22 protein-coding genes, 1 other RNA gene and 3 pseudogenes are annotated in these 22,501 nt (G+C 44.6%); 22 read left to right on the top strand and 4 right to left on the bottom strand.

Going from position 1 to position 22,501, the window contains the following annotated elements; genetic code table 11:
- Window positions 1-19 precede the first annotated feature (19 nt).
- From secG to ssrA, 6 genes are all read left to right on the top strand, one after another.
- On the top strand, window positions 20-256 hold the full coding sequence (gene secG / locus skT53_RS09920) for a preprotein translocase subunit SecG (RefSeq protein WP_200756455.1): 237 nt from the start codon (window positions 20-22) through the stop codon (window positions 254-256).
- 263 nt (window positions 257-519) lie between these two features.
- Window positions 520-1,245 (top strand): alpha/beta hydrolase, encoded by a 726-nt coding sequence (locus skT53_RS09915; protein ID WP_200756453.1) that lies wholly within the window; start codon window positions 520-522, stop codon window positions 1,243-1,245.
- 66 nt (window positions 1,246-1,311) lie between these two features.
- Entirely contained in the window at window positions 1,312-3,669 is a 2,358-nt protein-coding gene (rnr, locus tag skT53_RS09910; protein ID WP_200756451.1) for a ribonuclease R, read from the top strand.
- A gap of 120 nt (window positions 3,670-3,789) precedes the next feature.
- Window positions 3,790-5,049 (top strand): helix-turn-helix transcriptional regulator, encoded by a 1,260-nt coding sequence (locus skT53_RS09905; protein ID WP_200756449.1) that lies wholly within the window; start codon window positions 3,790-3,792, stop codon window positions 5,047-5,049.
- A 74-nt stretch (window positions 5,050-5,123) separates the two neighbouring features.
- Window positions 5,124-5,597, top strand: a complete 474-nt coding sequence (smpB, locus tag skT53_RS09900; RefSeq protein ID WP_200756447.1) for an SsrA-binding protein SmpB — start codon at window positions 5,124-5,126, stop codon at window positions 5,595-5,597.
- A gap of 164 nt (window positions 5,598-5,761) precedes the next feature.
- Window positions 5,762-6,123: a transfer-messenger RNA gene (gene ssrA / locus skT53_RS09895) on the top strand.
- A 113-nt stretch (window positions 6,124-6,236) separates the two neighbouring features.
- Here ssrA and skT53_RS09890 read toward each other — a convergent pair.
- Window positions 6,237-7,004, bottom strand: a complete 768-nt coding sequence (locus tag skT53_RS09890) for an exodeoxyribonuclease III (RefSeq protein WP_200756441.1) — start codon at window positions 7,002-7,004, stop codon at window positions 6,237-6,239.
- Window positions 7,005-7,389: 385 nt separating this feature from the next.
- Between skT53_RS09890 and skT53_RS18860 the strand changes: the two genes are divergently transcribed.
- From skT53_RS18860 to skT53_RS09870, 4 genes are all read left to right on the top strand, one after another.
- Window positions 7,390-7,557: an amidase family protein gene (locus skT53_RS18860; RefSeq protein ID WP_200756439.1), complete on the top strand. Its 168-nt coding sequence runs from the start codon at window positions 7,390-7,392 to the stop codon at window positions 7,555-7,557.
- Complete coding sequence (locus skT53_RS09880; RefSeq protein WP_200756438.1) at window positions 7,545-8,330, top strand: amidase family protein; 786 nt, start codon at window positions 7,545-7,547, stop codon at window positions 8,328-8,330. The genes skT53_RS18860 and skT53_RS09880 overlap by 13 nt, the downstream gene beginning before the upstream one ends.
- Window positions 8,331-8,346: 16 nt before the next feature.
- On the top strand, window positions 8,347-8,547 hold the full coding sequence (locus skT53_RS09875; protein ID WP_200756436.1) for a hypothetical protein: 201 nt from the start codon (window positions 8,347-8,349) through the stop codon (window positions 8,545-8,547).
- Between the two features lie 305 nt (window positions 8,548-8,852).
- Window positions 8,853-9,014 carry a hypothetical protein gene (locus skT53_RS09870; protein ID WP_200756434.1) on the top strand — a complete coding sequence of 54 codons (162 nt, stop codon included), beginning with the start codon at window positions 8,853-8,855 and terminating at the stop codon, window positions 9,012-9,014.
- A 356-nt stretch (window positions 9,015-9,370) separates the two neighbouring features.
- Here the strand turns inward: skT53_RS09870 and skT53_RS09865 are convergent, their stop codons facing one another.
- Window positions 9,371-9,805, bottom strand: coding sequence for a hypothetical protein (locus skT53_RS09865; RefSeq protein ID WP_200756432.1), 435 nt, complete (start codon window positions 9,803-9,805; stop codon window positions 9,371-9,373).
- Between the two features lie 196 nt (window positions 9,806-10,001).
- On the opposite strand from skT53_RS09865, the gene skT53_RS09860 reads away from it, so the two are divergent.
- Complete coding sequence (locus skT53_RS09860; RefSeq protein WP_200756430.1) at window positions 10,002-10,757, top strand: YheC/YheD family protein; 756 nt, start codon at window positions 10,002-10,004, stop codon at window positions 10,755-10,757.
- 467 nt (window positions 10,758-11,224) lie between these two features.
- Here the strand turns inward: skT53_RS09860 and skT53_RS09855 are convergent, their stop codons facing one another.
- Window positions 11,225-12,484, bottom strand: coding sequence for a glycosyltransferase family 2 protein (locus skT53_RS09855; protein WP_200756428.1), 1,260 nt, complete (start codon window positions 12,482-12,484; stop codon window positions 11,225-11,227).
- Window positions 12,485-12,765: 281 nt separating this feature from the next.
- A pseudogene (locus skT53_RS09850) lies at window positions 12,766-14,102 on the bottom strand (IS4 family transposase); the annotation flags it as partial.
- A 249-nt stretch (window positions 14,103-14,351) separates the two neighbouring features.
- Between skT53_RS09850 and skT53_RS09845 the strand changes: the two are divergent.
- The 11 genes and pseudogenes from skT53_RS09845 (at window position 14,352) to skT53_RS09795 (ending at window position 22,452) form a co-directional block, all read left to right on the top strand.
- The gene (locus tag skT53_RS09845) at window positions 14,352-14,894 is read left to right on the top strand and encodes a polysaccharide deacetylase family protein (RefSeq protein WP_226375171.1); all 543 of its coding nucleotides are present in this window, start codon (window positions 14,352-14,354) and stop codon (window positions 14,892-14,894) included.
- Window positions 14,895-14,923: 29 nt separating this feature from the next.
- Window positions 14,924-15,587 (top strand): annotated as a pseudogene (locus skT53_RS09840) (DUF72 domain-containing protein); the annotation flags it as partial.
- A gap of 187 nt (window positions 15,588-15,774) precedes the next feature.
- Window positions 15,775-15,976: pseudogene (locus tag skT53_RS19170) on the top strand (RraA family protein); the annotation flags it as partial.
- Between the two features lie 54 nt (window positions 15,977-16,030).
- Entirely contained in the window at window positions 16,031-16,168 is a 138-nt protein-coding gene (locus skT53_RS18855; protein ID WP_200756423.1) for a hypothetical protein, read from the top strand.
- A gap of 173 nt (window positions 16,169-16,341) precedes the next feature.
- The gene (locus skT53_RS09825; RefSeq protein WP_200756421.1) at window positions 16,342-17,055 is read left to right on the top strand and encodes an alpha/beta fold hydrolase; all 714 of its coding nucleotides are present in this window, start codon (window positions 16,342-16,344) and stop codon (window positions 17,053-17,055) included.
- A gap of 400 nt (window positions 17,056-17,455) precedes the next feature.
- Window positions 17,456-18,118 (top strand): GntR family transcriptional regulator, encoded by a 663-nt coding sequence (locus tag skT53_RS09820; protein ID WP_200756419.1) that lies wholly within the window; start codon window positions 17,456-17,458, stop codon window positions 18,116-18,118.
- A 5-nt stretch (window positions 18,119-18,123) separates the two neighbouring features.
- Window positions 18,124-18,807 (top strand): DUF2848 family protein, encoded by a 684-nt coding sequence (locus tag skT53_RS09815; RefSeq protein WP_200756417.1) that lies wholly within the window; start codon window positions 18,124-18,126, stop codon window positions 18,805-18,807.
- 3 nt (window positions 18,808-18,810) lie between these two features.
- Complete coding sequence (locus skT53_RS09810) at window positions 18,811-19,593, top strand: carbon-nitrogen family hydrolase (RefSeq protein ID WP_200756415.1); 783 nt, start codon at window positions 18,811-18,813, stop codon at window positions 19,591-19,593.
- Window positions 19,594-19,620: 27 nt separating this feature from the next.
- Window positions 19,621-20,649 (top strand): TRAP transporter substrate-binding protein, encoded by a 1,029-nt coding sequence (locus skT53_RS09805; protein WP_200756412.1) that lies wholly within the window; start codon window positions 19,621-19,623, stop codon window positions 20,647-20,649.
- A 58-nt stretch (window positions 20,650-20,707) separates the two neighbouring features.
- Window positions 20,708-21,178, top strand: coding sequence for a TRAP transporter small permease (locus tag skT53_RS09800; protein WP_200756410.1), 471 nt, complete (start codon window positions 20,708-20,710; stop codon window positions 21,176-21,178).
- Window positions 21,175-22,452 (top strand): TRAP transporter large permease, encoded by a 1,278-nt coding sequence (locus skT53_RS09795; RefSeq protein WP_200756408.1) that lies wholly within the window; start codon window positions 21,175-21,177, stop codon window positions 22,450-22,452. The genes skT53_RS09800 and skT53_RS09795 overlap by 4 nt, the downstream gene beginning before the upstream one ends.
- Window positions 22,453-22,501: the final 49 nt, after the last annotated feature.

Below are 22,501 nucleotides of genomic sequence, written 5' to 3'. Positions count from 1 at the left end.
CATCCGGGAGGTGATCCTATTGCTTACATTCGCAAAAATTTTGCTGGTCATCTTCAGTGTGCTGCTGATTATTACCGTTCTGTTGCAATCCGGCCGGAATGCCGGTCTGTCAGGCGCCATTACAGGTGGTGCGGAACAGATGATGGGACGAAAGGCGCGCGGGTTGGACGCCGTACTGGCGAAAGTGACAGCTGGACTGGCTTTCGGTTTTATCGTTTTGGCGGTTTGGGTGGCATGGTTGGTGGCTCATTCATAAAAAATAGAAGTACCGCGATGTTGGCGGTACTTTTTCTTCTTTATGCAGCTGTTTGCAGGTTTCTGCAGCGGGGCGAATTTTTTCGTCGATAGGAATTTATAAATGTTATCCTATCGATATAAGGGCAAGAGGGTCCACCAATGTGCTTGCCACTTTGGTGGGTGGAACTTTGCTTCCGCCTGCGCCAAAGGCTTGGCGAAGCCGCTTTTTCTTGAATATGCTTCGGTAGAAGCCTTCTTTAATGAGTGAAACGGGGGAACAGGATGAATCTGAAAAGACCGCAAGCGTTCGAATTGGATGGTGGAAAAACGGGCGTCCTGCTGATTCACGGGTTTACCGGCACTCCATCCGAAATGCGTCCGTTGGGTGAATTTTTGGCGGAAAACGGTTTTTCGGTAAAAGCTCCTCTCTTGGCAGGACATGGCACATCGCCGGAAGATATGATAAAGACAGGCATGAAAGATTGGATTCAGTCGGCGGGGGATGCCTATTTCGAGTTCTCCCGTACATGTGAAACCGTCTATGTGGCAGGTCTTTCGATGGGAGGCCTGCTGGCGCTTCATCTTGCCGCAAGGGTACCTGTCAAAGGGGTGGTCTCGATGTGTGCGCCCATTTTCATATTTGACCGGCGTGCCAAATTGGCCCGATGGATCGCCCCTTTTAAAAAATTCAGTGCAGACAGCGCTTACCCGGATCATATTGAACCGTACATGGCCGGTTATACGAGAACCCCGATCCGCTGTGTACCGGAACTGCTTGGCTTGATTCGGAAGGTAAAGGGTGAGCTGCATGAAGTGCAGGCCTCTGCCCTTATTCTGCAGTCGGAGCAGGACAAAACGGTGAAGCCGGAGAGTGCAAAATATATTTATGAACATATTCGGTCGAAACAAAAAGAAATCCGGTGGTATCCAAACTCCGGCCACATCTTGCCGGTGGATCATGATAAAGAGCAGGTCTTTGCTGATATTTTGGCTTTTTTACAAAAATGATACAGACATACAGCGGTTAACTTATGAGAATGCGTAAATACTACTAGGAACAGGAGGTGGACGGGAATGGAACAAAAAATTGTCGATTTCATGAAAGAAAAATTATATAAACCGATGACCATAGGGGAGTTGAAAACAGCTCTTGCTGTAGCAGACGGGGAAGAATGGAACACATTTGTCGAAATCCTCAAACGGATGGAACAGGAAGGACAGATCGTGGAAACAAGAACCCACCGCTATGGACTTCCCGGTAAAATGAACTTAGTGGTCGGCCGTTTGCAAGGCAAGGCAAAAGGATTCGGCTTCGTGATCCCGACCGATCCGGAGGAACTGCCATACGGTGATATATATGTGGACGCAGGTGATATGAACGGAGCGATGCACGGTGATAAAGTGATCGTTCGGGTACATAAACGGAGGGGGTACAACGGACGGCGGGAAGGACAAATTATTCGTATTTTGGACCGAGTGAACAAGACGGTCGTCGGCACGTTAATCAGTCATCAACACTATGCGTTTGTAACGCCGGACGATCAGCGGTTGGGCATGGACGTTTTTATACCGGAAACCGATTTTAACGGGGCGGCCGACGGCATGAAAGTGGTTGTTGAGATTACGCATTATCCGGAAGGAATGAATTCGATTCAAGGGAAAGTGATTGAGGTGCTCGGCTATCCGCATGAACCGGGAGTCGATATTTTGGCCATCATTCGCAAACATGGTCTGCCTGAATCATTTCCCGATAAGGTGCTGGCAGAAGCGGAAGCGGTGCCGGAAGCAATATCCGAGAAGGATTTGCAGGGGCGCCGTGATTTGCGTGATCTCCGGATGGTGACAATTGATGGCGAGGATGCGAAAGATCTGGACGATGCCGTTTCGGTAGAACGCCTGCCGAACGGAAATATCCGATTAGGCGTTCATATAGCGGATGTCAGCTACTATGTGCGGGAACACACCGCTTTGGATCAGGAAGCATACAATCGGGGCACATCCGTATATTTGGTTGACCGCGTAATTCCGATGTTACCGCACCGTCTGTCGAACGGAATTTGTTCACTCAATCCGAAGGTGGATCGGCTTACGCTGACGTGTGATATGGAATGGTCACCGGAGCTCGAATTGGTGAGCCACTCGATTTATCCGAGCGTAATCAAAACGAACGAACGGATGACGTATACGAATGTCCGCAAGATTTTAACGGATAAAGATCCGGAGTTGAGAGAGCGGTACAAGGAACTTGTCGCCGATTTTGAATTGATGGAAGAGTTGGCAATGAATTTGCGGGCGCGACGGATGCGTCGGGGCGCGATCGATTTTGATTTTGTGGAAACAAAAGTAATTGTCGACCGGGAAGGAAAACCGGTTGAAATTAAAAAACGGGAACGTTCGGTAGCGGAGCAGATTATTGAGGAGTTCATGTTGGCAGCCAATGAAACGGTTTCTCAACATTTTCACTGGCTGAACATTCCTTTCGTGTATCGGATTCATGAAGAGCCGGATAGTGACCGAATAGCTGATTTTAACGATTTCATCTATAATTTTGGTCTGTCTTTGAAAGGCGTCGGCAATAAGGTCCATCCGAAAGCGATGCAGATGCTTTTGGAGGAGATTAAAGGTCAGCCGGAAGAACGCATTATTTCGACCGTTATGCTGCGCTCTATGAAGCAGGCCAAATATTCGCCGGAACCGCTTGGTCATTTCGGGCTGTCGGCCAAATTTTACAGTCACTTTACGTCCCCCATACGCCGTTATCCGGATCTGCTGATTCACCGGATCATCCGCGAAACGTTCGAAAATGGGGGTACGCTGCCGCAAGAACGAATTGATTATTATAACGCCCGGCTGGCGGAAATGACGCAGCATGCATCGGAACGGGAACGGTTGGCGGTGGATGCGGAACGGGAGACCGATCTTGTCAAGAAAGTGGAGTTTATGGAGGACAAAGTCGGGGAAGAGTTTGAGGGATATATCTCGGGCGTTACCGCTTTCGGAATGTTTGTTGAATTGGACAACTCGGTGGAGGGCCTCGTTCATGTATCGTATCTGGACGATGATTATTACTATTACAACGAGAAACAGTACGCGCTGGTGGGCGAACGCACCGGTCGCACGTTCCGTATCGGCGATAAGGTGAAAGTGCTCGTGGAGACGGTGAACAAAGAAGCGAGAACGATTGATTTTAAAATTCTGGAAGGCGGCGAATATCGAAGCATACGCGGCGGCAGAAGAGACAATCAGGCTGAAAAGGGCGGGCGAAGAAACGTTTCTTTTGCAGGACGGGACAGGAAATCGCAAGATCAAAAACCGAAACGCAGCCGACGTAAAACAGGTGTTTCTTCTGCTGCTAAAAAGAAGCAGGACGGGTTAAAATATGTGGCTAAAAAAGCAGCAAAATCAAAGAAAAATAAGTTGGTGAAACTATAATCATTTTTCGTTGATAAGGGCAGCTTGCCCTTTTTGCTTTTTGTCGCCAAAAAATTGTAAAAACCCCGTCCTTATGATAGTTTACTGGTAGGGAGATTTAGCTACAGGGGGTTTCAGCGAATGATGGCGCTTGGTGACAAGGTCCAGCGGCTGCGAGTCTGGCGAGGAATTACACAGACGGAGCTGGCAGACGGTTTGGTAACGCCCAGCATGATATCCCAAATTGAAGGGAACAAAGCGAATCCATCTACGGAGCTGCTTTTAAATATCATTCAACGGCTTGGTGTATCGGTGGAAACGTTTCTGAAAGATGTAGAGCTTGAGCTGGAAGGACGGGCTTTATACAGGTTTGCATTAGAGTTGGTGGAATACAGGCAGTATGGAGTCGCCTTAAAATTGTTCCGTGAGTTGGAGAACACGCCGGATTTTCCAAAAACGATCGAATTCTCTTATGAAATGGCAATTTGCTTGCAAAATACCGGGAAAACGCAGGAAGCGATCGATTTGCTGGACCGTGTTTTAACGCAAGCACAGGTATCTGCAGATAAGCCGTTTTTGGCAAAAGTCCTTTACCAAATGGCGGAAGCATATTTTCAACTAGATAATATCAATCTGGCCCGTTTTTATGCGGAAAAAGCGGATGCGGCCGTGTCAGGCGTTCCGGACTATAACGAGCTGCAGGCAAAAGTGAAAGGCATTCTGGGAAAAGCGGCTTCCGCAGCTAGTCTGCATGAACAGGCCCTTTCGTTTCACGAGACTGCTTATCGGTTGCTGATACCTGATTCTCCGGTGGAGGCGGCCGATTCGTTATTGCATACGGCGATTGAGCATACACATTTAGGGCAATACCAACATGCGGGGCAAACGTTTGACATGTTGTTTGATCTGTATAAAAAGCTGCCGTCCAATTCGGATCAATTACGGGCAAAGTTTCATTACGCCCGGTTGTTGCGTCTTATCCATCGGGAGGCAGAGGCCCATGAGTTGTTTCGGGAGTGTTTGAACGAATTTCAGTCTCCGACATTACGAAAATGGGTACCTTTGATTTACGGCGAAATGTCTCAATTGGAGATTGAGAGAGGACAATGGGAAGAATCGAAATTTTTTCAGCGGAAGGCGCTTGACAGTGCGGGCCACAGCGGTTCGATGCTGGCGAATTTGCATCAAATGTTTGGCGAATCGTACTACCAAAAAGGCCGCTGCGAAGATGCCATTGAGCATTTTGAAAAGAGTATTTCTTTATACGAAACAGACGGATTTTATGAGCAAGTTATTCAAATTCTTCCCAAACTGAGCAATTGTTACGATCAGATGGGGAATATCGAGCAGGCGCTCTCGACATTGGAACGGACAAAGGGCTATATGGAAACCATTTTGTAAGCTCGCTCAGTTGACTGCTGCCTGGCCTGGTTGGTATAGTAGAGGTCCATCGTGTTGCAAGAGGAGGTGCAGGAATGGCGAAACAGGCGGAAGGTCCAAAACCGTTGGCACAAAACAGGAAAGCATCGCATGATTACTTTATCGAGGATACGTATGAAGCGGGTATTGTGTTGACGGGGACCGAAATCAAATCGATTCGTCAGGGCAAAGCGAACCTGCAGGACAGTTTTGCACGCATCTCAAACGGTGAAGCGTGGTTGGTGAATATGCACATTTCCCCTTTCGAACAGGGGAATCGGTTTAACGTGGATCCGACGCGAAGCCGTAAACTGTTGCTGCACCGATCGGAAATTATGAAACTGCTGGGACAGACGAAAGAAAAAGGGTATTCGCTGATTCCGCTTCGTCTGTATATAAAAAACGGCTACTGCAAAGTGTTGATTGGCCTGGCGCGCGGCAAGAAAAATTTTGACAAACGGGAAGCAATTGCCAAACGGGACGCAGAGCGCGATATGCAGCGCGCATTGCGGGATCGCCAGAAGTATTAAAGGAAAGCTGTATATACAACCTTCCAGTTTGTACCGTCGCTATTTGAATCTTTTTATGGTAAACTAATGAGTGCTGCTGATTTGCGGATGCTTCGCCAATCGGGTATCGCAGATTTTGATATCACAGTTGGACTTGAGGGGCTTCCGCAATCACTTTTCTATATGGGGGCGTTTTTGGATTCGACGGGGATTGTTCGAGCATGAGCAGCGGGTCGTGGGGCTGCGGACACGTTAAAAACGCGGACTTAAAATTAAACGCAAACAAACAACCTAAACTCGCTCTCGCTGCTTAATTGCAGCTAGGCCGCCCTGTTCGCTATCTCCGGTGTAGGGGATAGGGCGTCATCGCAGCCGGATAGCCTGAATGCATCGGTCTGTGTGCTTCAGGCGAAACTTAGCCGACTAGCCAACCGTTAGCCTGTCCCTCGGCGAACGCGCGGCGAAACCCAAATAGAGCGGACTGCACCCGGAGAAACTTATGTAGCGAGGTCTTCGGACAGGGGTTCGATTCCCCTCGCCTCCACCAACCAAATCCACGAATAAGAAGCTAACTTCCAAAAAAAGGGAGTTGGCTTCTTTAGGTATTGCCACTAGCAACCCTAAAGGGAAGAGAGCATCTTTTGGATTGTATTGTAAAGGCTATGTTATCTTAAAATCGGCCATTTTCAGCACAACGGGGCAGTGATCGCTCCCCAATACGTTGGAATCAATTTGTGCGTCGACGATGAAGGGACGCAGTCTCGATGAAACGAGAAAATAATCGATTCGCCACCCGACGTTCCGCTCTCTCACCTTCGGCATATTCGACCACCAGGAGTAGGCATCGGTTCGTTCGGGATAAAGATATCTGAAGGAGTCCGTAAAACCGGAGTTCAGGAGCAGAGTCATCTTCTCCCGTTCTTCCTCAGTAAAGCCGGAATTACCGCGATTCCCCTTCGCATTCTTGAGGTCGATCTCCTGGTGGGCAACATTCAAATCACCGCAAATGATAACGGGCTTCTGATCGTCAAGCTGCAGAAGATAGCTTCGAAATCGATCTTCCCATTCCAATCTATATGCAAGTCTTGACAGATCACGCTTAGCGTTGGGGGTGTATACATTCACAAGGTAAAACGATTCAAACTCAAGAGTAATGATTCGCCCTTCGGGCTCTGTTTCCTCCTCCAGGCCATAACGTACCGAAAGCGGCTTAATCTTCGTAAATACGGCAGTTCCGGAATATCCCTTCTTCAGGGCGTAATTCCAGTACTGCCTATATTCCTCTCTAAGCTCCAGGCTAATTTGCCCTTCCTGCAGTTTCGTCTCTTGAAGGCAGAATATATCCGCCTTGATATGATTGAAATACTCGTGAAATCCTTTATTTACGCAGGATCTCAAACCGTTAACATTCCAAGATACCAGAATCATCGTCACGATCTCCTTATAGATCACAATATGTTGTATCCCAGTTTAGCATAAATTGCCATGACTCGACCGTACACTTCGCTCACAATAAACCCGGTGTCATCACCGAGGTTGCTTTGTACATATAAAGGCGCTGAAAAAGCAGATGGAGGGGGGGGGAATTGTTGACCAACAACAAATTTTTCGTGAGCCGAAGAATAAATTCGGTGTCCCTGAACTTTTTTAATATTACTGTTATCGGGTATAATCCCGCTTTAGACAAGTGAATCCCTTCTTTCAATGTAGTTATATGCGAGCTTCTTTTGCTGGCCACATGCTTTCATAATTATGATGGATAACCAAATGGCGATGTGCAAAATGCATTTCATGACATTCTGGTTCAACAAACGTGGATCATAAACGCAAGAAGCGTTGTGTTGCGAAAGGGCAGGGATCGCTTCACGGCGTTCCTGTGACAGTGAAAGAGAGCATTCATGTAGCGGGAACCCCGTCTACTTGGGGGATAGAAGGTAAAGATGATTTGCTCGAAGAAGACGACTTTCTGTGGAAAGATTAAAAAATGCGGGTGCTATCATTCTCGCTAAGACCAATGCCATGCAATTATTAATGGAGTGTGAAACCTTTAATCCCGTTTACGGGAGAACAAATAATCCATGGAATCTTCAGAGAACGTCGGGAGGAAGTTCTGGGGGAGAGGGAGCGGCTGTCGCTTCGATGTTTTCACCGCTCGGAATAGGTACGGACATTGGGGGAAGCATTCGTACGCCAGCTCATTTTTGCGGAGTTCACGGGTTAAAACCTACTTCCGGAGTTGTGCCGCAACATCCGCCGAAACAGATCACCCATGTGAGAAGAGAAGCAGGGGTGATGTCTTCAATCGGACCCTTAGCCAAAACGGTAGACGATTTAAAATTGGCATTTGAGGTTTTATCTGGCAAAGAAATGAGCCTTCAAACGATTGAGGGTTTGAAAATCGGTGTTTGGGTGACTGATCAAATTCTCCACCCCTCACCTTCCATCACAAGAGCGATAGAAGAAGCTGCTGAAGTATTGTCAGAGCGCGGAGCAAAATGGGTCCCGTATGAATTTCCGCTAATTAAAGAAAGCATGCAAAATTTTTACGGGATTATGTGTGCAGACGGAGGTAAGGGCGTCAAGGAAACGATCGGAGCATCCAAACTGGAATATCCGATCCAAAAATTGCTTAGTGCCAAAAGAATGGGAAAGGTTAAGAGAAAACTGGCGGTCTCCGTCCTAAAATTGTTAGGGCAACAAACGGTCGGCTCGGTGGTCCTTCCCTTCAGGCGCTTTTTCGTACAGTTTTGTTAAAAGTGGGAAGAAGTTCTTGAACGAGAACAAAAATGACATCGTTCAAAAAGCGGCGATGGATGCGGAAAAAGGTTCGTTAGGTCTTCCCATTGCGGTGCAAATCGTCTCGATACCTCATAAAGAAAACATTGTTTTGTCCATTATGGCTCAATTAGAAGAAAGCTCAAGAGAAAGGAGCGACTACCCTCCACAAAAGTGCGCTCTTGTGTGGGAATGAAATAAAAGACGCCTTTTTCTTATTAAATTAACGTGGTTCGTTAAATAACCGAATTTTTGACTCGTCTTGGGAAACCGAAGAATGGGCATCCAACGGTACTGTTATTATAACATTCCAGTTTACATAATGTTATGATTAAATTTTTCCAAAATAACGCGCTTACTACCAACCCAACCATCCCGGTAACGTTCGTGGATGATTCCGTCGATCTCGAAAAATATGTTCTTGTTGTTGAAAATTAGCCGATACGGCTTGGACACCACCGACATAATCTGTTAGTAATTCTAAGACGAGGGGGTGGGAACATGACTCGAACGCAAGTGAAAACACACCGATTCCGTATCGGCAAAAAAACATTCATAATCGTGAAAATTACCCAAATGGCAACGGCAAAAGTGAAGCGAGGAAACGCGTTGGCGAGCAACGCCGCTAATGTTCAAATTGTAAAGAAACGGAAACGGCACTAATATTTTCGCAATACCTCTCGTATTTACCCTTGCATTCTATTTTGAAAGGGGTGATATCTATGCGTAGACGTGTAAGAAGACGCAGCGTAACAGTTACGCAAAGAGCCACAGCACGAGCACCACAGGGAAATGCCATTGCAGTGGATGTTGCCAATGTATTTGGCAGAAAACGGAGACGCCGTTCCTGGTAAACAGACAGTCAACTCTCAAGAGACGACCGGAATGTTCTCGGTTGTCTCTTGCTTTTGTCACACATCGTGGATTGGTTAAACGAACGTATATAGATGAAAACCGCCAATCCAAAGGGAGCTTGGCGGTTTCAAGAAACACAACGTTTCGTATTCGATTAACAATGATTAAGGGATTAGCTGCAAACTTGAACTCTCCCGGGTTAAGCCCGTTTCCCCGTATAGTTCGTTTGAATGGCCAGAAGCCATGCCTGCGACAGGGGTAATATCTCGTTGAATCCCTCGGTTTCGATTGTTCATCTCATTGGACAAAAACCTAGACAACAGTTGCTCATACGCAGCTAATTGGTCGGATCTTAGGAAATTAATTTGGTCTTTTAGTTCTTGTATGAACTCCCTTTCAACTTCTTGGTGTCTTGTTTCTTCTGACCTTGTTTGTGATCTCCACTCCGTAATTTGACCACGGAATTCATCCCATTCCTTGACTAACTGGTCCATTCTTTGTTTCAAGTTATCTACTTCTTGAACATACGGGGAATAGAAATTTGGATACTCCGTATAAAACGGTGTTGTTCTATAAGGCCATTGCAACCAATAATACATAAAAACACACCCTTTCACATTGTTTAAATTCACTGACTAATGTATTGGGGTGGAGGATTTTTGGTTTATTGTCCCGACAAAAATGGGTAAAAGCGGATTTGGAGAGCCACGGGCAGATAAGGCGAATGTATCTTACAAACTACTTTCCGCCATCATATGCTAGTTAGACTGAACTATTAATAAAGGGGTCATTAAAATGCCACTGCCAAGAATTATAGGGAAATTACCGAAGCGAGATGCAATGCGAAAGCATCCAGTTCTCCGACGCCATCTGCCCGAAACCCATCGGTTGAAAAAGAGCGTTCTTGCACGAATGATGAAACGTTATCCCACCTTGTTTATCAAGCCGGACAAAGGAAGCCTGGGGAAAGGGATCGTAAGGTTGAAGCGTTACAAAAACCGGAAAATTAAAATTTCGTGGGACTTACGACACCGGAAAGTTAAGAAGAGTTCCGTCTGGAAGGAATTGCAAAAGATACTCAAGCCGAAAAGAACTTATTTGATTCAGCAGGGGCTCAAACTGGCCAAATACAAAAATCGGCCTGTCGATATCCGTGTGTACATGCAGAAACCGAAATCCAAATGGCATATTTCGGGTAAAGTGGTCCGAGTAGCGGCGGCAGGCAAGTTCGTTACCAATTACTCGCAAGGAGGACGACCGAAATCTCTTAAGACCGTTCTGCGTTCTATTTATAAAAATCGGCCCCGCAAAGTGAAGCGCACTATTCGTTCGATAGACAAAATTTCCACCACCGCAGCTAAGGTGCTAAATCGGAAATTTCCAAGAATCCGTCAATTGGGCATCGATATTGCGGTGGATACTGAGGGGCGCATATGGATTATCGAAGCTAATAAAAATCCTGGTTTCATGTTGTTTAAAAAACTGAAGGACAAAACCATGTATCGCCGGATCGTAAAAAGACGCAGGTACATCTATTCGAGATATCGGTAAGGAAGTAAATAAATAAGAGGCCTTTCGGCCTCATTTCTACATATCGCTCGGTTATGGCAGGCTTTATTCCTTGACATTGGCTCAACAGCAATACGGTCCACGATAGCCAGGGTCGACAACGATATTTCTTGTTGTCTGGCTGTAAATGTGACGGGGAACGTACACAATGTTTTGACGGTTGATGTTCACGATTGGATGAATATGCGGTACTATGCGGGGAGTGTAATAATCACGGACGACATACCGCGGTGGACAAATAATCGGACCACATTGTGGATAGTGCATCATAAACTCACCTCCGTTGATGTTTGCTACAGTTCATGCACGGGAGAACACTTTGGGAACAGGTGAATAACACGAGACTGTAAAATACAGGCTTGTTGAGTATGCTATCGTCTGCCTCAAATTCATCACCATTCTGCCGCGCTTACGACTCCATGCCGGATATATGGCAAGCAAGGAAGGCTCTAGTAATCATCATTCTGTGTTAAACCGGTCAGTTGGAGTGACTCTTCGTCTGATATTACGCGGTTATGTTCGGTGTGTATCCAGTTTCTCTCTTTGTGACGGGCTATTCCGATGATTGCAAGCGGAATCCAAGTCAGACTGAAAAAAGGAAGATATAAGACACTGCAAATCCGGTAAAAACCAATCCGTTCGATTAGAAGTGCCAAGAGGGGTATGCTCGTTTCCACAATCACGAACAGGTCACGAATTATTTTTGGAAAACTGCCCCAGATTGACCAGTAAAAGGGATGCATGTTTTGCAAAACAGATACGACAATTAATATCCCGGATGCTACAATCACAAACGGTTGTATCAAATACATACAAAGATCGATCATTGATTTATTCCGTGTTATTATACCTTGTTTGACCAGAGTGACGACATACCGAAAGAAACAGTCCGCATGGCCTTGCATCCACCGGAGGCGTTGACGCATTGAGGGCAGTAGGGAAATTGGTTTTTCGTCATAGATCTTTGCATCATGCACCCATATAGCACGTATGTTCTTTGAAAGCAGGCATTGCAGGGTAAATTCAAGATCTTCCGTCAGACTTGTGGCATTCCACCCAATCTCTTTCAGCAATCCGCTCTCTACACAAATACCTGTTCCCCCGAGAACACAACTCCATCCAAGATTATATCTGGCCAGTTGGAAAATTCGATTTGTTGTCCAATAGGAGAGGGCATAGCATCTTGTAATCCAAGAATCATCCGGGTTTTTTACATCCAGGCATGCCTGCAGCAACCGGTGACCGTTTTGTAAATAGGTGTTCATCATTTGAAGAAAATTTGATGAGACCAAATTGTCAGCATCTAAAATCACAAACGCATCCCAACGATGCGGTTCAGAAACCAGCAACCGATTGAACATCCAAGAAAGGGCGTATCCTTTGCCTTTTTTATGTGGATCTCGCCGTTGAACTGCATGTGCCCCTGCTTTGTTAGCAATAAAAGCGGTTTGATCCGTACAGTTATCGCAGATGACGAAAATGTCATATAGCTGTTTTGGATAATTCATTTTTTGGAGATTGTTTATCAGTTGCCCGATAACCCGTTCCTCGTTGTGGGCGGGAATAATAATCGCAAATCGCTTTCCAGGTTCACACGGAGAGGGGACATGGTAACGGCGAAATCCAAAAAGTCCCAGAGACAAATGGTACAAGACGACTATCAACAGCAAAATTTGAATCAAGTTGATCAAAAGACTGATGAGTGTCATAAAGCACCCTCCCGTTTAATTAACACCAAGACTACTTTTCCCAACTCTGAAGGTAGAAATGCCCATCCGTTAGAAGTTTTACAATTGATTTTTGAAATATACCGTTCTTCAAGTGTTTGATGATTTTTTGGGGCAAAAGGAAGGGACGTTAAACAGAAAGCGCGATACATAAAAAGGTTCAAGCCGTTTGTTGAACGGTTTGAACCTTTCTCAAGGTATGGATAAAGGGAAGCGCATCTTTGATGAAATAATTCACATCTACTCGACCAGCTTGGTTTTGCAAACAAACCCTTAATGTAGTTGGGCAAACCGGACATCCATTCTTGTACTTGACTCATAATGACAGACTGTTTCCGTTTCGGTTGAATATCAATCAATTCGACAAAGAACGTAATCAGTTGTTGCAATGCCATTTTCAGATCCATGTCACGGACTTCATCTGAAAAAAGGTAGAACAAGCCGCCAAGAGAGCGCTGGTCTTTTTTCCTGACTACGTTCCCATTCCATCAGCAAGTAACGTGTAAAAACAATGGTGGTATGGCTGATGAGCATGTCAAAGGAACGACCTTGAAACTCAGTACCCAGCTTTAAAAAGGATTTAGTGAACTTGAAGAATGTCTCGATGCTCCAGCGCATCCCGTAAATACGGACGATTTCATGATCGTTTAATTCCAAGTCAGTGCTAAGAATAACCAACCATTCCCGGCGTTTGTTGCGATTTTGAACAAATACGAGTTTTATGGGCAAACCACAAGCGGTTTTGACCATTAGCGATCCCAAGATTTTTGCTTTCTTGTTTCTGGGCAATTTCGTGTATAGCTCCTGCAGTGTCATGCGGTTGTCACCCATTATATATCGTTGCTTCATGTCTTTGACCATACCAATGACATGCAAACCCTTGGACATCAATTCCCGGAGTAACGGGGCTTGCGTAAACCAACTGTCCATCAAGACAAAGTCGGCCGAGAAACCGGGAGCCAGAGCATGCTCTAGTAGAGCTATAACAGCGTCGGGTTTACGAGTCAGGGCTTCCATCCGCCGCTTATAACCGTGCGAACTCTTAAAGAAACCTTCCATGATCTCACAAAAGCGGTTTGCCAGCTTGGGGGAACTAAGCATCACAAAATCGATGGGAGCAAAGCTGAAGCCATCCGACCAGCCTGGAGTCCGCATGTTATATCCCCGCACGAAGCGGCCTGTCGTATGATCATGGACTCGTGCCAGCAGTTCAGCTTTCTTACTTCGGTTACGGCTAATTACCGAATCGTCGATGATGAACGCTTTAATACGGGAAGCTGAAGTGAGCGATTCAAAGAACTGTATAATTTTCAGGCTAAGTGAATGCAGAAACCTCCGCCAATTAAAGCGGGAATGATTCAAGAAGCGATAGACGACATCTTTACCTGGTAATGAAGAGCCGCGTTCTCCTTCAAGAAGGCGAAACCAGTTTCGGCCCTGAAATACCCATGAAAAGATGAGTTGAAAGACAGCTAGACCAGACATGCCAAAGGATTTTTGGATTCCCGCCTTACGAAGTAGATGACCAATGGCAAGAGTGGAAAACAAACTGGAAGATACGTTCTTTATCCTTTTCAGACAGAGGATTGTGGTGTAACATGGAGATACAACACCTTTCTTTGTTTGGAATGGTTGCGGGGTACTTAAAGAGATCGGAGTGTGTAGTCGTAACCAAAGACATTCCTTTCCTCATATAGTATAAAAAACTATATTATAGGAAAAATCATGTTCTACCCAATTTTCTTTTATCTGCGGACAGTGCCAACGGTTTATCCAGTACCTACTTACACGTTCTATCCGAACTCCATACAATACCACCGGCATTCATGAAATCCAACAGGAGGACTGGATGAGACAGGTAGCACCTTTCAAACATGGACCCGAACGAATCGAAGAACGACATCCACATGTTAAACATATAGATTGGGCTTCCATGTTTCCAACTGAAGTGATTTTACATGGTCCTCCTCGTAAGGAAGTAGCCCTGACTTTTGACGATGGACCGGATGATGTCTGGACGCCTCGAATTCTGGATGTCTTGGCCCTACATGATGTAATTCGTGAAATCATGTCACTTGATTATAAGATTATCTTTTGGAACGTTGATAGTCTGGATGGGGCAGGTCTCACTGCTCCACAAGTAACAGCCAATATATTGGCCCACGCTGGGCCCGGATCAATCGTGTTGCTGCACAGTGCCGGTGGTCGTGGGGAAAGCCTGGAGGACACAGTGGAGGCATTGCCTTATGTCATTCGTACTCTTCGCGAAGAAGGGTATAAGTTAGTCACTGTTTCAGATTTACTCAATATACCGTCTTATAAATCAGGACAAATTGAAATGAGGCAATCACAAAGCCAACTTTCGATGAGGGAGTTGGCTTTGCTCTTTTAACATTGTAATAAAAAAATTAAAATTGTCACAGTTTTCGTTTTATTGTGAAATCGTATCAGGGAATGACAGGCCATCTAAGAGAGGAAAATCCTTTTCAAAACCATGACGAAATGTTTCATGCCTTTATTGAATCCATTCAGCCTCTGTGTAGGGCGGGAAAGCTTACAGCTGTACTTTTTCAATATCCGCCGTGGTTTGACTGTACGAAGAGAAATGTGAATATTCTGCGGTACACGAGGCACAAAATGAAGGACATACCGGTTGCCCTTGAATTTCGAAACCAGAGTTGGTTTACTCCTACCATGCAGGAAAAAACGTTAACCTTTATGGAAAAAGAAGGTTGGATACACTGTATTTGCGATGAACCTCAGGCTGGAAGGTTCTGTACCGACTGTCTTGCGGTCTACCAATCAGAAACTTGTATTGGTTCGATTTCATGGCCGCAATGCAAGCGTATGGAACAATCACGGAAATCCCGATTGGCGGGATGTTAGATATTTGTATCGTTATAGCAAGGAAGAGCTGATAGAGTGGAAAGAGAAGCTTGAATATCTTCAAGATATGGCAGAAGACGTTTGTGTGTTGTTCAATAACAATTCAGGCGGGGATGCTGCCGCTAATGCAAAAGAAATGCTGCAACTGCTGGGAATTGAATACGACGGATTGGCTCCTCGGCAATTGGATTTGTTTTAAAGCAGAATGACCATCAACCCCATTACTTGGAGATTCGTAAAGGGGCGGGCAATAGTATTGAAAAAAGCAGACAACGATTCTATGAAAATTATTGAATCTATTGAGCGGGCTGATCAAAACGTCGTACGAGCCTTAAATGAACTTCTAGAAAAAATATGATTCTGTAACATGTGCCATTTCAGATAGTATGGAGAGATTTAATGCAATGACATCTTTTTGGGGTGAAAACATGACAATGTCTGCCATGAATAAAGGTGTTCTTGGAGCGGTAATAGACGGCGCTTGTAGAGGAGATTCGAAAGCTAAAATTCCCCGTATTTTCCAAGGGGATTGTACCGAATGTTGGCTCTATATCAGACTATGGCCATGTCACAGTTGCCATTCAGTGTGCCGGTGTCCCTGTTCACCCGGGTGACATAATTGTAATCGATGGGAATGGAATCGTGGTAGTACCAAGACAAGACGCGTCAAACGTCTTGGAAAAAACGAAACATCTGCTGAAAACGGAGCATGTTCTGCAAGAGAAAATAAGAGCAGGAGCAACAATTGGCCAGTTAATCAACATCGATGAAGTTTTTTAAATCATGTCGATTTATCCAATCGCATCTCCCTATATCACAAACTCTGGGGTGAGAGGATCGCTTCAGAGGGGGGGTCAGGCAATATTATTCAAGAAATGTTCAATCAAACAAAAAAGAATAAATCGTACAATTATGAAGTAATCAATATTTCAAATTTTTTAAGGGGTGAGTAAATGAGTACCTATGTTTTGGTGCATGGATCGTTTACCGGAGAATGGTGTTGGGAGAAAATAGTCCCTTTGTTACAGGATTCCGGACACCGCGTAGTAACCTTCGATCTGCCCGGGCACGGTAAGGATCAGGCCTCACCTTCTAAAGTCACATTGAAAGATTACACGGGTCGTGTGTGTAGTGTTCTGGATAACGAACCTGAAAAGGTGATTTTGGTAGGGCATAGCTTTGGGGGAATTGTCATCACGCAAGCAGCAGAATATCGTTCTGAAAAGATTCAGTTGCTAGTCTATTTAACTGCGAGCATGCCAGAAAATGGACAAAATTTAATTCAATTAGGCGAAAAATACAAACTTTCCCCTTTACCGCTCATCATGAGTGAAGATAAGACCTATGCACAGCTTGATAGTTCTGCGGCTAAGGATCTGTTTTACGGTGAATGTTCTGAAAAAGATGCATCAGAATCTATAGAAAAACTTTGCCCCGAACCGTTATTCCCCTATATCACACCGGTTCACATAACGAATGATAATTTTGGGAGAATTCCTCGTGTTTATATTGCAACTCTTAAAGATAAGGCGCTCCCTATTGAGGCGCAAAGAGCAATGTACACGAACACCCCTTGTCGTCGAGTTATTACTATGGATACAGATCATTCCCCATTTTTTTCGCAACCCGAAGTATTGGTATCACATTTGAAAAACTTGGCTATGTGAACGGAAAAATTGATGAAGTGAAAGCACCAGGAGAGCGAAGGATCTGCAATCCGGGCGCTCTTTTGTTGTGTAACAAAAGCTTACATATAATATTTTGTTTTTCGTTTTTTTGATTAAAATACATTTATAGTAAAAATTACGTTAAGTAAGTTCACGTTACTTATTGGTCTTTTACGAAAGAGGACACACTGTACAGTTTCCGTATGACGATTTTGGGGAGCAAAATTTGTATTTCAGATATAACAAAAAACACTCCATTCTTTATTTTCCGATAGAACGGTTGATTTCGAACAGTCGTAGTTTTAAAAAAATTTTAAAACATCAGAAGGAATTTTTGTGTCAAATGTGGAATACCAGATACCAAATTCCAAATACCAATTGGATGAGAGGAGGGGATACCGTGCAATTCACAAAAATTGAACAACCCCAGTTATTTAAGCAGCATGCTTATGAAGAAATTAAGAACGCCATTATTAACCATGTGATTCCGCAAGGGGAAATCCTCTCGGAACGCAACCTGTCTGAAAGTTTGGGAATTAGCCGTACTCCATTAAGGGAAGCGATCCACATGCTGGAACTGGAAGGATGGGTGAAGTCTATACCAAGGAAAGGGGTGTTTGTGTCTCATATCTCGCAAAAAGATGTGGAAGAAGTGTTGCAACTACGCAGCGCCAATGAGTCTCTCGTAATGGAACTATTAATTCCGAAAATTACGGACAAAGAAGATCAAACGCTAGAAGAAATTTTCATGCATCAATTAAATCATCAGCATGATAATAAGTCTTTTATCTCGATTGACAAAGATTTTCATATGTATCTTGCGGAATTATCAGGAAATGATCGCTTGATTCAGCTGATGCATAATTTAAGTGATTTAATGCGGTGGTTTGGAATTAGGGCGATTCATACAACAGACCGAATCCAGGAGACCCTGCAAGAACATAGGGCGATCATCGCAGGAGTAAAGAAAAGAGACGTTAATCTTGCCAAAATCGCAGTTGCCAAACATATTGAACAAACGCGAGCCGCCGTGTTGACCGCATTGCAAGCCAGTCAGGAGTGACATTTATGAAAATGTATTCAATTTCAATCCAGGAAGCAAATGGAGGAACCACACCCAAAAACATTTCCATCGAAAAAGTGCTGGTTGTTGGATATGGAGGGCGAAACGTTGAAAAAGTTCACGAACATATTCATGAACTGTCTTTAATTGGTGTAGATCCGCCTTCCACTATCCCCGCGTTATACCCACAGCCATTGAGTGGGCTGACCACAGAATCGACCATTATAGTACAAGGAACGGAGACGTCCGGAGAGGTGGAGTACGTTCTTTTCCATGACGGAGAGGAATGGTTGGTGACGGTCGGAAGTGATCACACGGATCGCCATCTGGAAACGGAAGACATTCAAAAGTCAAAGGAGGCATGTCCGAAACCGTTTGTTACACAATTTTGGAGGTTAGTGGATGTACAAGATCATTGGGATCAATTGATTTTGCGTTCATGGATGACCGATAAAAACGGGACGCGCTTGTATCAAGAACATAATTTGACCGCTTTACTGCCTGTATCTGACCTATTAGGGAAATTGAAAGAATTTGGATATGAGGATTTAAAAAACACGATTATTTTTTCAGGCACTGTACCCACTTTAGGAGGGTTTGTGTATGGAAACCAATTTATCTATGAAATGAGAGACCCCGTTCTCAATCGCACGTTAAATGGCGAATATTCAGTAGTAGTTGGAGGGTAATCCATGAAACTGGCACTTGTTCAAATGGATGTTCAAATTGGGGAACCGGAAAAGAATTATCAAAAGGCCCAACATTTCTTGAAAGAAGCAATGGCACAAAATCCCGACATGATTATCTTTCCGGAAATGTGGAATACAGGCTACGCGTTGGAACAAGCGGATGAAGTTGCGGACATTGATGGAAAGCGAACCAGAGAATTGTTTTCTGAATTTGCGAAACAGCATCATGTAACGATCGTGGGCGGAAGTGTGTTGTATAAAGATTCCCAATCCGGCGATGTTACCAATACCATGCTGGTTTTTGATGAAAAAGGAAATGAAGTCATCCGGTATGACAAACTTCATCTGTTTCGTCTGATGGATGAGCATCTGTACTTGAAAGCTGGAAATGCTTTCGGGTTGTTCGATTACAAAGGAACCACCGTAGGAACGATGATTTGTTATGATTTGCGGTTCCCGTTCCTTTTCCGAAAATTGGTGGGTTCCGGTGCAAAATTGTTAATTAATACCGCTCAATGGCCCTCGGCCCGTGTTGATCATTGGAGAACGCTTGTAATTTCACGAGCGATTGAAAACCAGTCCTATATGATCGCCGTAAACCGTTGTGGAACAAGCCGAGACACCGCATTCCCCGGAAATTCGATGGTGGTGGATCCGTGGGGCGAAGTGTTGCTGGAAGGGGACAGCAACGAACAAATTTACTTCGTTGACATTGACCTGGCTAAAGTCGATGCGATTCGGAAACGGATTCCAGTTTTTGATGATCAACGGTTTGACCTTTATTAATTAAAAATATAAATAGGAGATGAAAACATGATGAAAAAGTCAATGGCAAGTTTTGCTCTCAGCAGTGTACTAGTTGCGGGTTTGGTTGCTGGATGTTCCTCTGGCCAAAAAGCGGAACCTGCAGCAAATAGCGGGGATTCTTCTAAAAAAATCAGCATAAAATTAGCGCACACCGGGTCGGAAACTCACCAATATAACATTGGAGCCGAAGCGTTTAAAAAAGCACTGGAAGAAAAAAGCAAAGGAACTATGGAAGTGAAAATTTACGCGAATGCCAAGCTGGGTTCAGAAAAGGATGCGGTTGAAGGTATTCAGAATGGCACGGTTGATATGACGGTAGTTTCGGCTGACAGCTCAATGGCAAATGTGGTGCCTGAAATGAACGTATTTGGGATTCCGTTCCTCTTTAAGAATAAAGAACACGTTTACAGTGTGTTGGATGGCGAAATTGGGAAGTCGTTGTTGAAAAAAGCTGATGAAAAGAACATGAAAGGACTGGGTTTTTGGGAAGTTGGTTTCCGTCATATGACGACCAAGAATAAAGAAATTTTGAAACCGGAAGATGTAAAAGGGCTGAAAATGCGTGTGCAGCCAGCCCCGGTTTGGCAGGAATTTATGAAATCACTTGGTGCAAATCCCACCCCTGTAAACTTTAATGAGTTGTACAGCGCATTGGAACAAGGCGTGGTAGACGGGCAGGAAAATCCGATTGCAACTATCATGTCAATGAAATTCTATGAAGTTCAAAAGCAACTCGCATTAACCAGTCACACTTATTCACCTGCTGTGGTTCTTGCAAGTAACAAGTTCTATAAATCGTTAACAGATCAACAGAAAAAATGGCTCGATGAAGCAGTGCAAGAAGCAACCGTATCTCAGCGTAAAACGCTTGCAGACGCCGAAACCAAATCGCTTGACGAACTGAAAAGTAAAGGGGTCAATATCACCCAACCTGACAGAGAGGCATTTGCGGCAGCAACCAAAGATGTAGCAAAATCTGTAGCTGATAAAGTTCCGCAAGACTTACTGGACAAAATCAAAGCGGCTGCAAAATAAATGAAAATAGGGCTACCCAGGTAGCCCTTATTTTAAAGAAGGGAGTGGGATCACTGCTATGAAACTACTTCGTTATTGGTTGGAAGTGATCATTGGCAGTTGTTTGGCAGTTGTTGTAATTGCAACGTTTTTGCAGGTCCTTTTCCGGTTTGTACTTAAGGTTCCTGCTCCATGGACCGAAGAAATTACACGTTTCGCGTTTGCCTATATGGTGTTTTTCGGAACTGCGCTGGGGGTAAAACATCATCGTCACTTGAGTGTGGATATCATTGATCACCTATCGAAAAAAATACGCTCCGTGGTCGTCACGATCGGTTATTTGATCAGTATTCTGTTCGTTGCGGTTTTTACCTACTACAGTTGGGTGCACACGACGAATTCTACAATGCAAACGACACCTACCTTAGAAGTCTCCTTGATGTATATGTATATCGTAATGCCAATTTCAGGTGTGCTCATGCTGTTCTACTTAATCAAAGGAATGCTCGATGAACTAAAAGGAAAACAGGAAGGAGGAACACAGGTATGATATGGCTGGTTGTTTTGCTGTTTGTCTTGTTCTTCCTTCGCATACCTATTGCTTTTGCACTAGGTATTACGTCATTGGTAGGGTTACTGTTAAGCGATACAGATTTGGTTGTGATTGCACAAAAATCCTTTTCAGGTATTGACTCGTTTACTCTGGTTGCAATTCCGCTTTTTGTGCTCGCCGGAGAAATTATGACGGTAGGTGGAATTTCAAAACGTTTGGTGAACTTTGCTGAATTGTTGGTTGGGCACTTGCCCGCTGGACTTGCATTAGTGGCAGTATTGGCTTGTACATTTTTCTCTGCGATTTCCGGCTCCGCCATTGCTGACGCTGCTGCGATAGGAGGAATCCTGATACCGGCAATGATTGCGCAAGGGTATGACCGGCGTTTCGCTTCCACGCTTGTGGCATCAGCTTCGACGATTGGTCCTGTAATTCCCCCGTCGATTCCGATGATCTTGTATGGAGTGATGGCTAGCGTTTCAATAGGTGACCTGTTTTTAGCAGGTGTGACACCAGGGATTTTGATGGCAGTTGGACTGATGGCGTATGTGTATTATGTTGGCAAGAAACAAAACATTCGCGGCCGTGAGAAGATGGCGTCTCGAAAAGAAATCATGGTGGGATTAAAAGACGCCTTTCTCGCCCTTCTACTGCCTGTCATTATCATTGGCGGTTTTCGTTCTGGGATCTTTACGGCAACCGAATCGGGTGTGATAGCTGTTGTTTATGCTCTTATAATCGGTGTATTCGTGTATAAGGAGTTAACGATCAAGATGTTGCCAAAGGTATTGCTCGAATCAGCAGTAAGCTCCGCAACCATCCTGTTCGTAATCGCAAATGCAACGTTATTTACATGGTTACTCTCATATCATGATATTCCTGATCAACTGGGGGATTTAGTTACCAGTATCTCTAGTGCGCCCTGGGTCACACTGTTGCTTATAAACGTTGTGCTTCTGATTGCGGGAACTTTCATTGATACGATTTCAGCATTGACCATTTTTACACCATTATTTTTGCCGGTTGCAACTACTGCCGGGGTTGATCCGGTGCATTTGGGGATTATCATCACCGTAAACTTAACAATCGGTATGATTACGCCGCCGCTTGGAGTATGTCTCTTCGTTACTTCAGCTATCGCCAAAGTGAATTTGGCGCAGATGGTTCGTCCTCTGCTTCCACAGTTGCTAATATTATTGGTGATTCTGGTTCTCGTGACGTATTGGCCGAATCTGTCACTGTTTTTACCACACTTGGTTGGTGGAAAATAAGACTCTCAAAGCCTCACTGTGTGGGGGCTTTATCTTAAAGGGGGAAAAA

This window comes from Effusibacillus dendaii, from assembly GCF_015097055.1.
Taxonomy (GTDB): Bacteria; Bacillota; Bacilli; order Tumebacillales; family Effusibacillaceae; genus Effusibacillus; species Effusibacillus dendaii.
Note: the sequence above shows the minus strand (reverse complement) of the source record. Positions and strands in the feature narration are given on the sequence as shown.

Excerpts from the sequence above, each read along its gene's own strand:
- skT53_RS09915 (WP_200756453.1), top strand. The coding sequence starts at position 520 with ATGAATCTGAAAAGACCGCAAGCGTTCGAATTGGATGGTGGAAAAACG.
- rnr (WP_200756451.1), top strand. The coding sequence starts at position 1,312 with ATGGAACAAAAAATTGTCGATTTCATGAAAGAAAAATTATATAAACCG.
- skT53_RS09905 (WP_200756449.1), top strand. The coding sequence starts at position 3,790 with ATGATGGCGCTTGGTGACAAGGTCCAGCGGCTGCGAGTCTGGCGAGGA.
- smpB (WP_200756447.1), top strand. The coding sequence starts at position 5,124 with ATGGCGAAACAGGCGGAAGGTCCAAAACCGTTGGCACAAAACAGGAAA.
- skT53_RS09890 (WP_200756441.1), bottom strand. The coding sequence starts at position 7,004 with ATGATTCTGGTATCTTGGAATGTTAACGGTTTGAGATCCTGCGTAAAT.
- skT53_RS09870 (WP_200756434.1), top strand. The coding sequence starts at position 8,853 with ATGACTCGAACGCAAGTGAAAACACACCGATTCCGTATCGGCAAAAAA.
- skT53_RS09865 (WP_200756432.1), bottom strand. The coding sequence starts at position 9,805 with ATGTATTATTGGTTGCAATGGCCTTATAGAACAACACCGTTTTATACG.
- skT53_RS09860 (WP_200756430.1), top strand. The coding sequence starts at position 10,002 with ATGCCACTGCCAAGAATTATAGGGAAATTACCGAAGCGAGATGCAATG.
- skT53_RS09855 (WP_200756428.1), bottom strand. The coding sequence starts at position 12,484 with ATGACACTCATCAGTCTTTTGATCAACTTGATTCAAATTTTGCTGTTG.
- skT53_RS09845 (WP_226375171.1), top strand. The coding sequence starts at position 14,352 with ATGAGACAGGTAGCACCTTTCAAACATGGACCCGAACGAATCGAAGAA.
- skT53_RS09825 (WP_200756421.1), top strand. The coding sequence starts at position 16,342 with ATGAGTACCTATGTTTTGGTGCATGGATCGTTTACCGGAGAATGGTGT.
- skT53_RS09815 (WP_200756417.1), top strand. The coding sequence starts at position 18,124 with ATGAAAATGTATTCAATTTCAATCCAGGAAGCAAATGGAGGAACCACA.
- skT53_RS09810 (WP_200756415.1), top strand. The coding sequence starts at position 18,811 with ATGAAACTGGCACTTGTTCAAATGGATGTTCAAATTGGGGAACCGGAA.
- skT53_RS09805 (WP_200756412.1), top strand. The coding sequence starts at position 19,621 with ATGATGAAAAAGTCAATGGCAAGTTTTGCTCTCAGCAGTGTACTAGTT.
- skT53_RS09800 (WP_200756410.1), top strand. The coding sequence starts at position 20,708 with ATGAAACTACTTCGTTATTGGTTGGAAGTGATCATTGGCAGTTGTTTG.
- skT53_RS09795 (WP_200756408.1), top strand. The coding sequence starts at position 21,175 with ATGATATGGCTGGTTGTTTTGCTGTTTGTCTTGTTCTTCCTTCGCATA.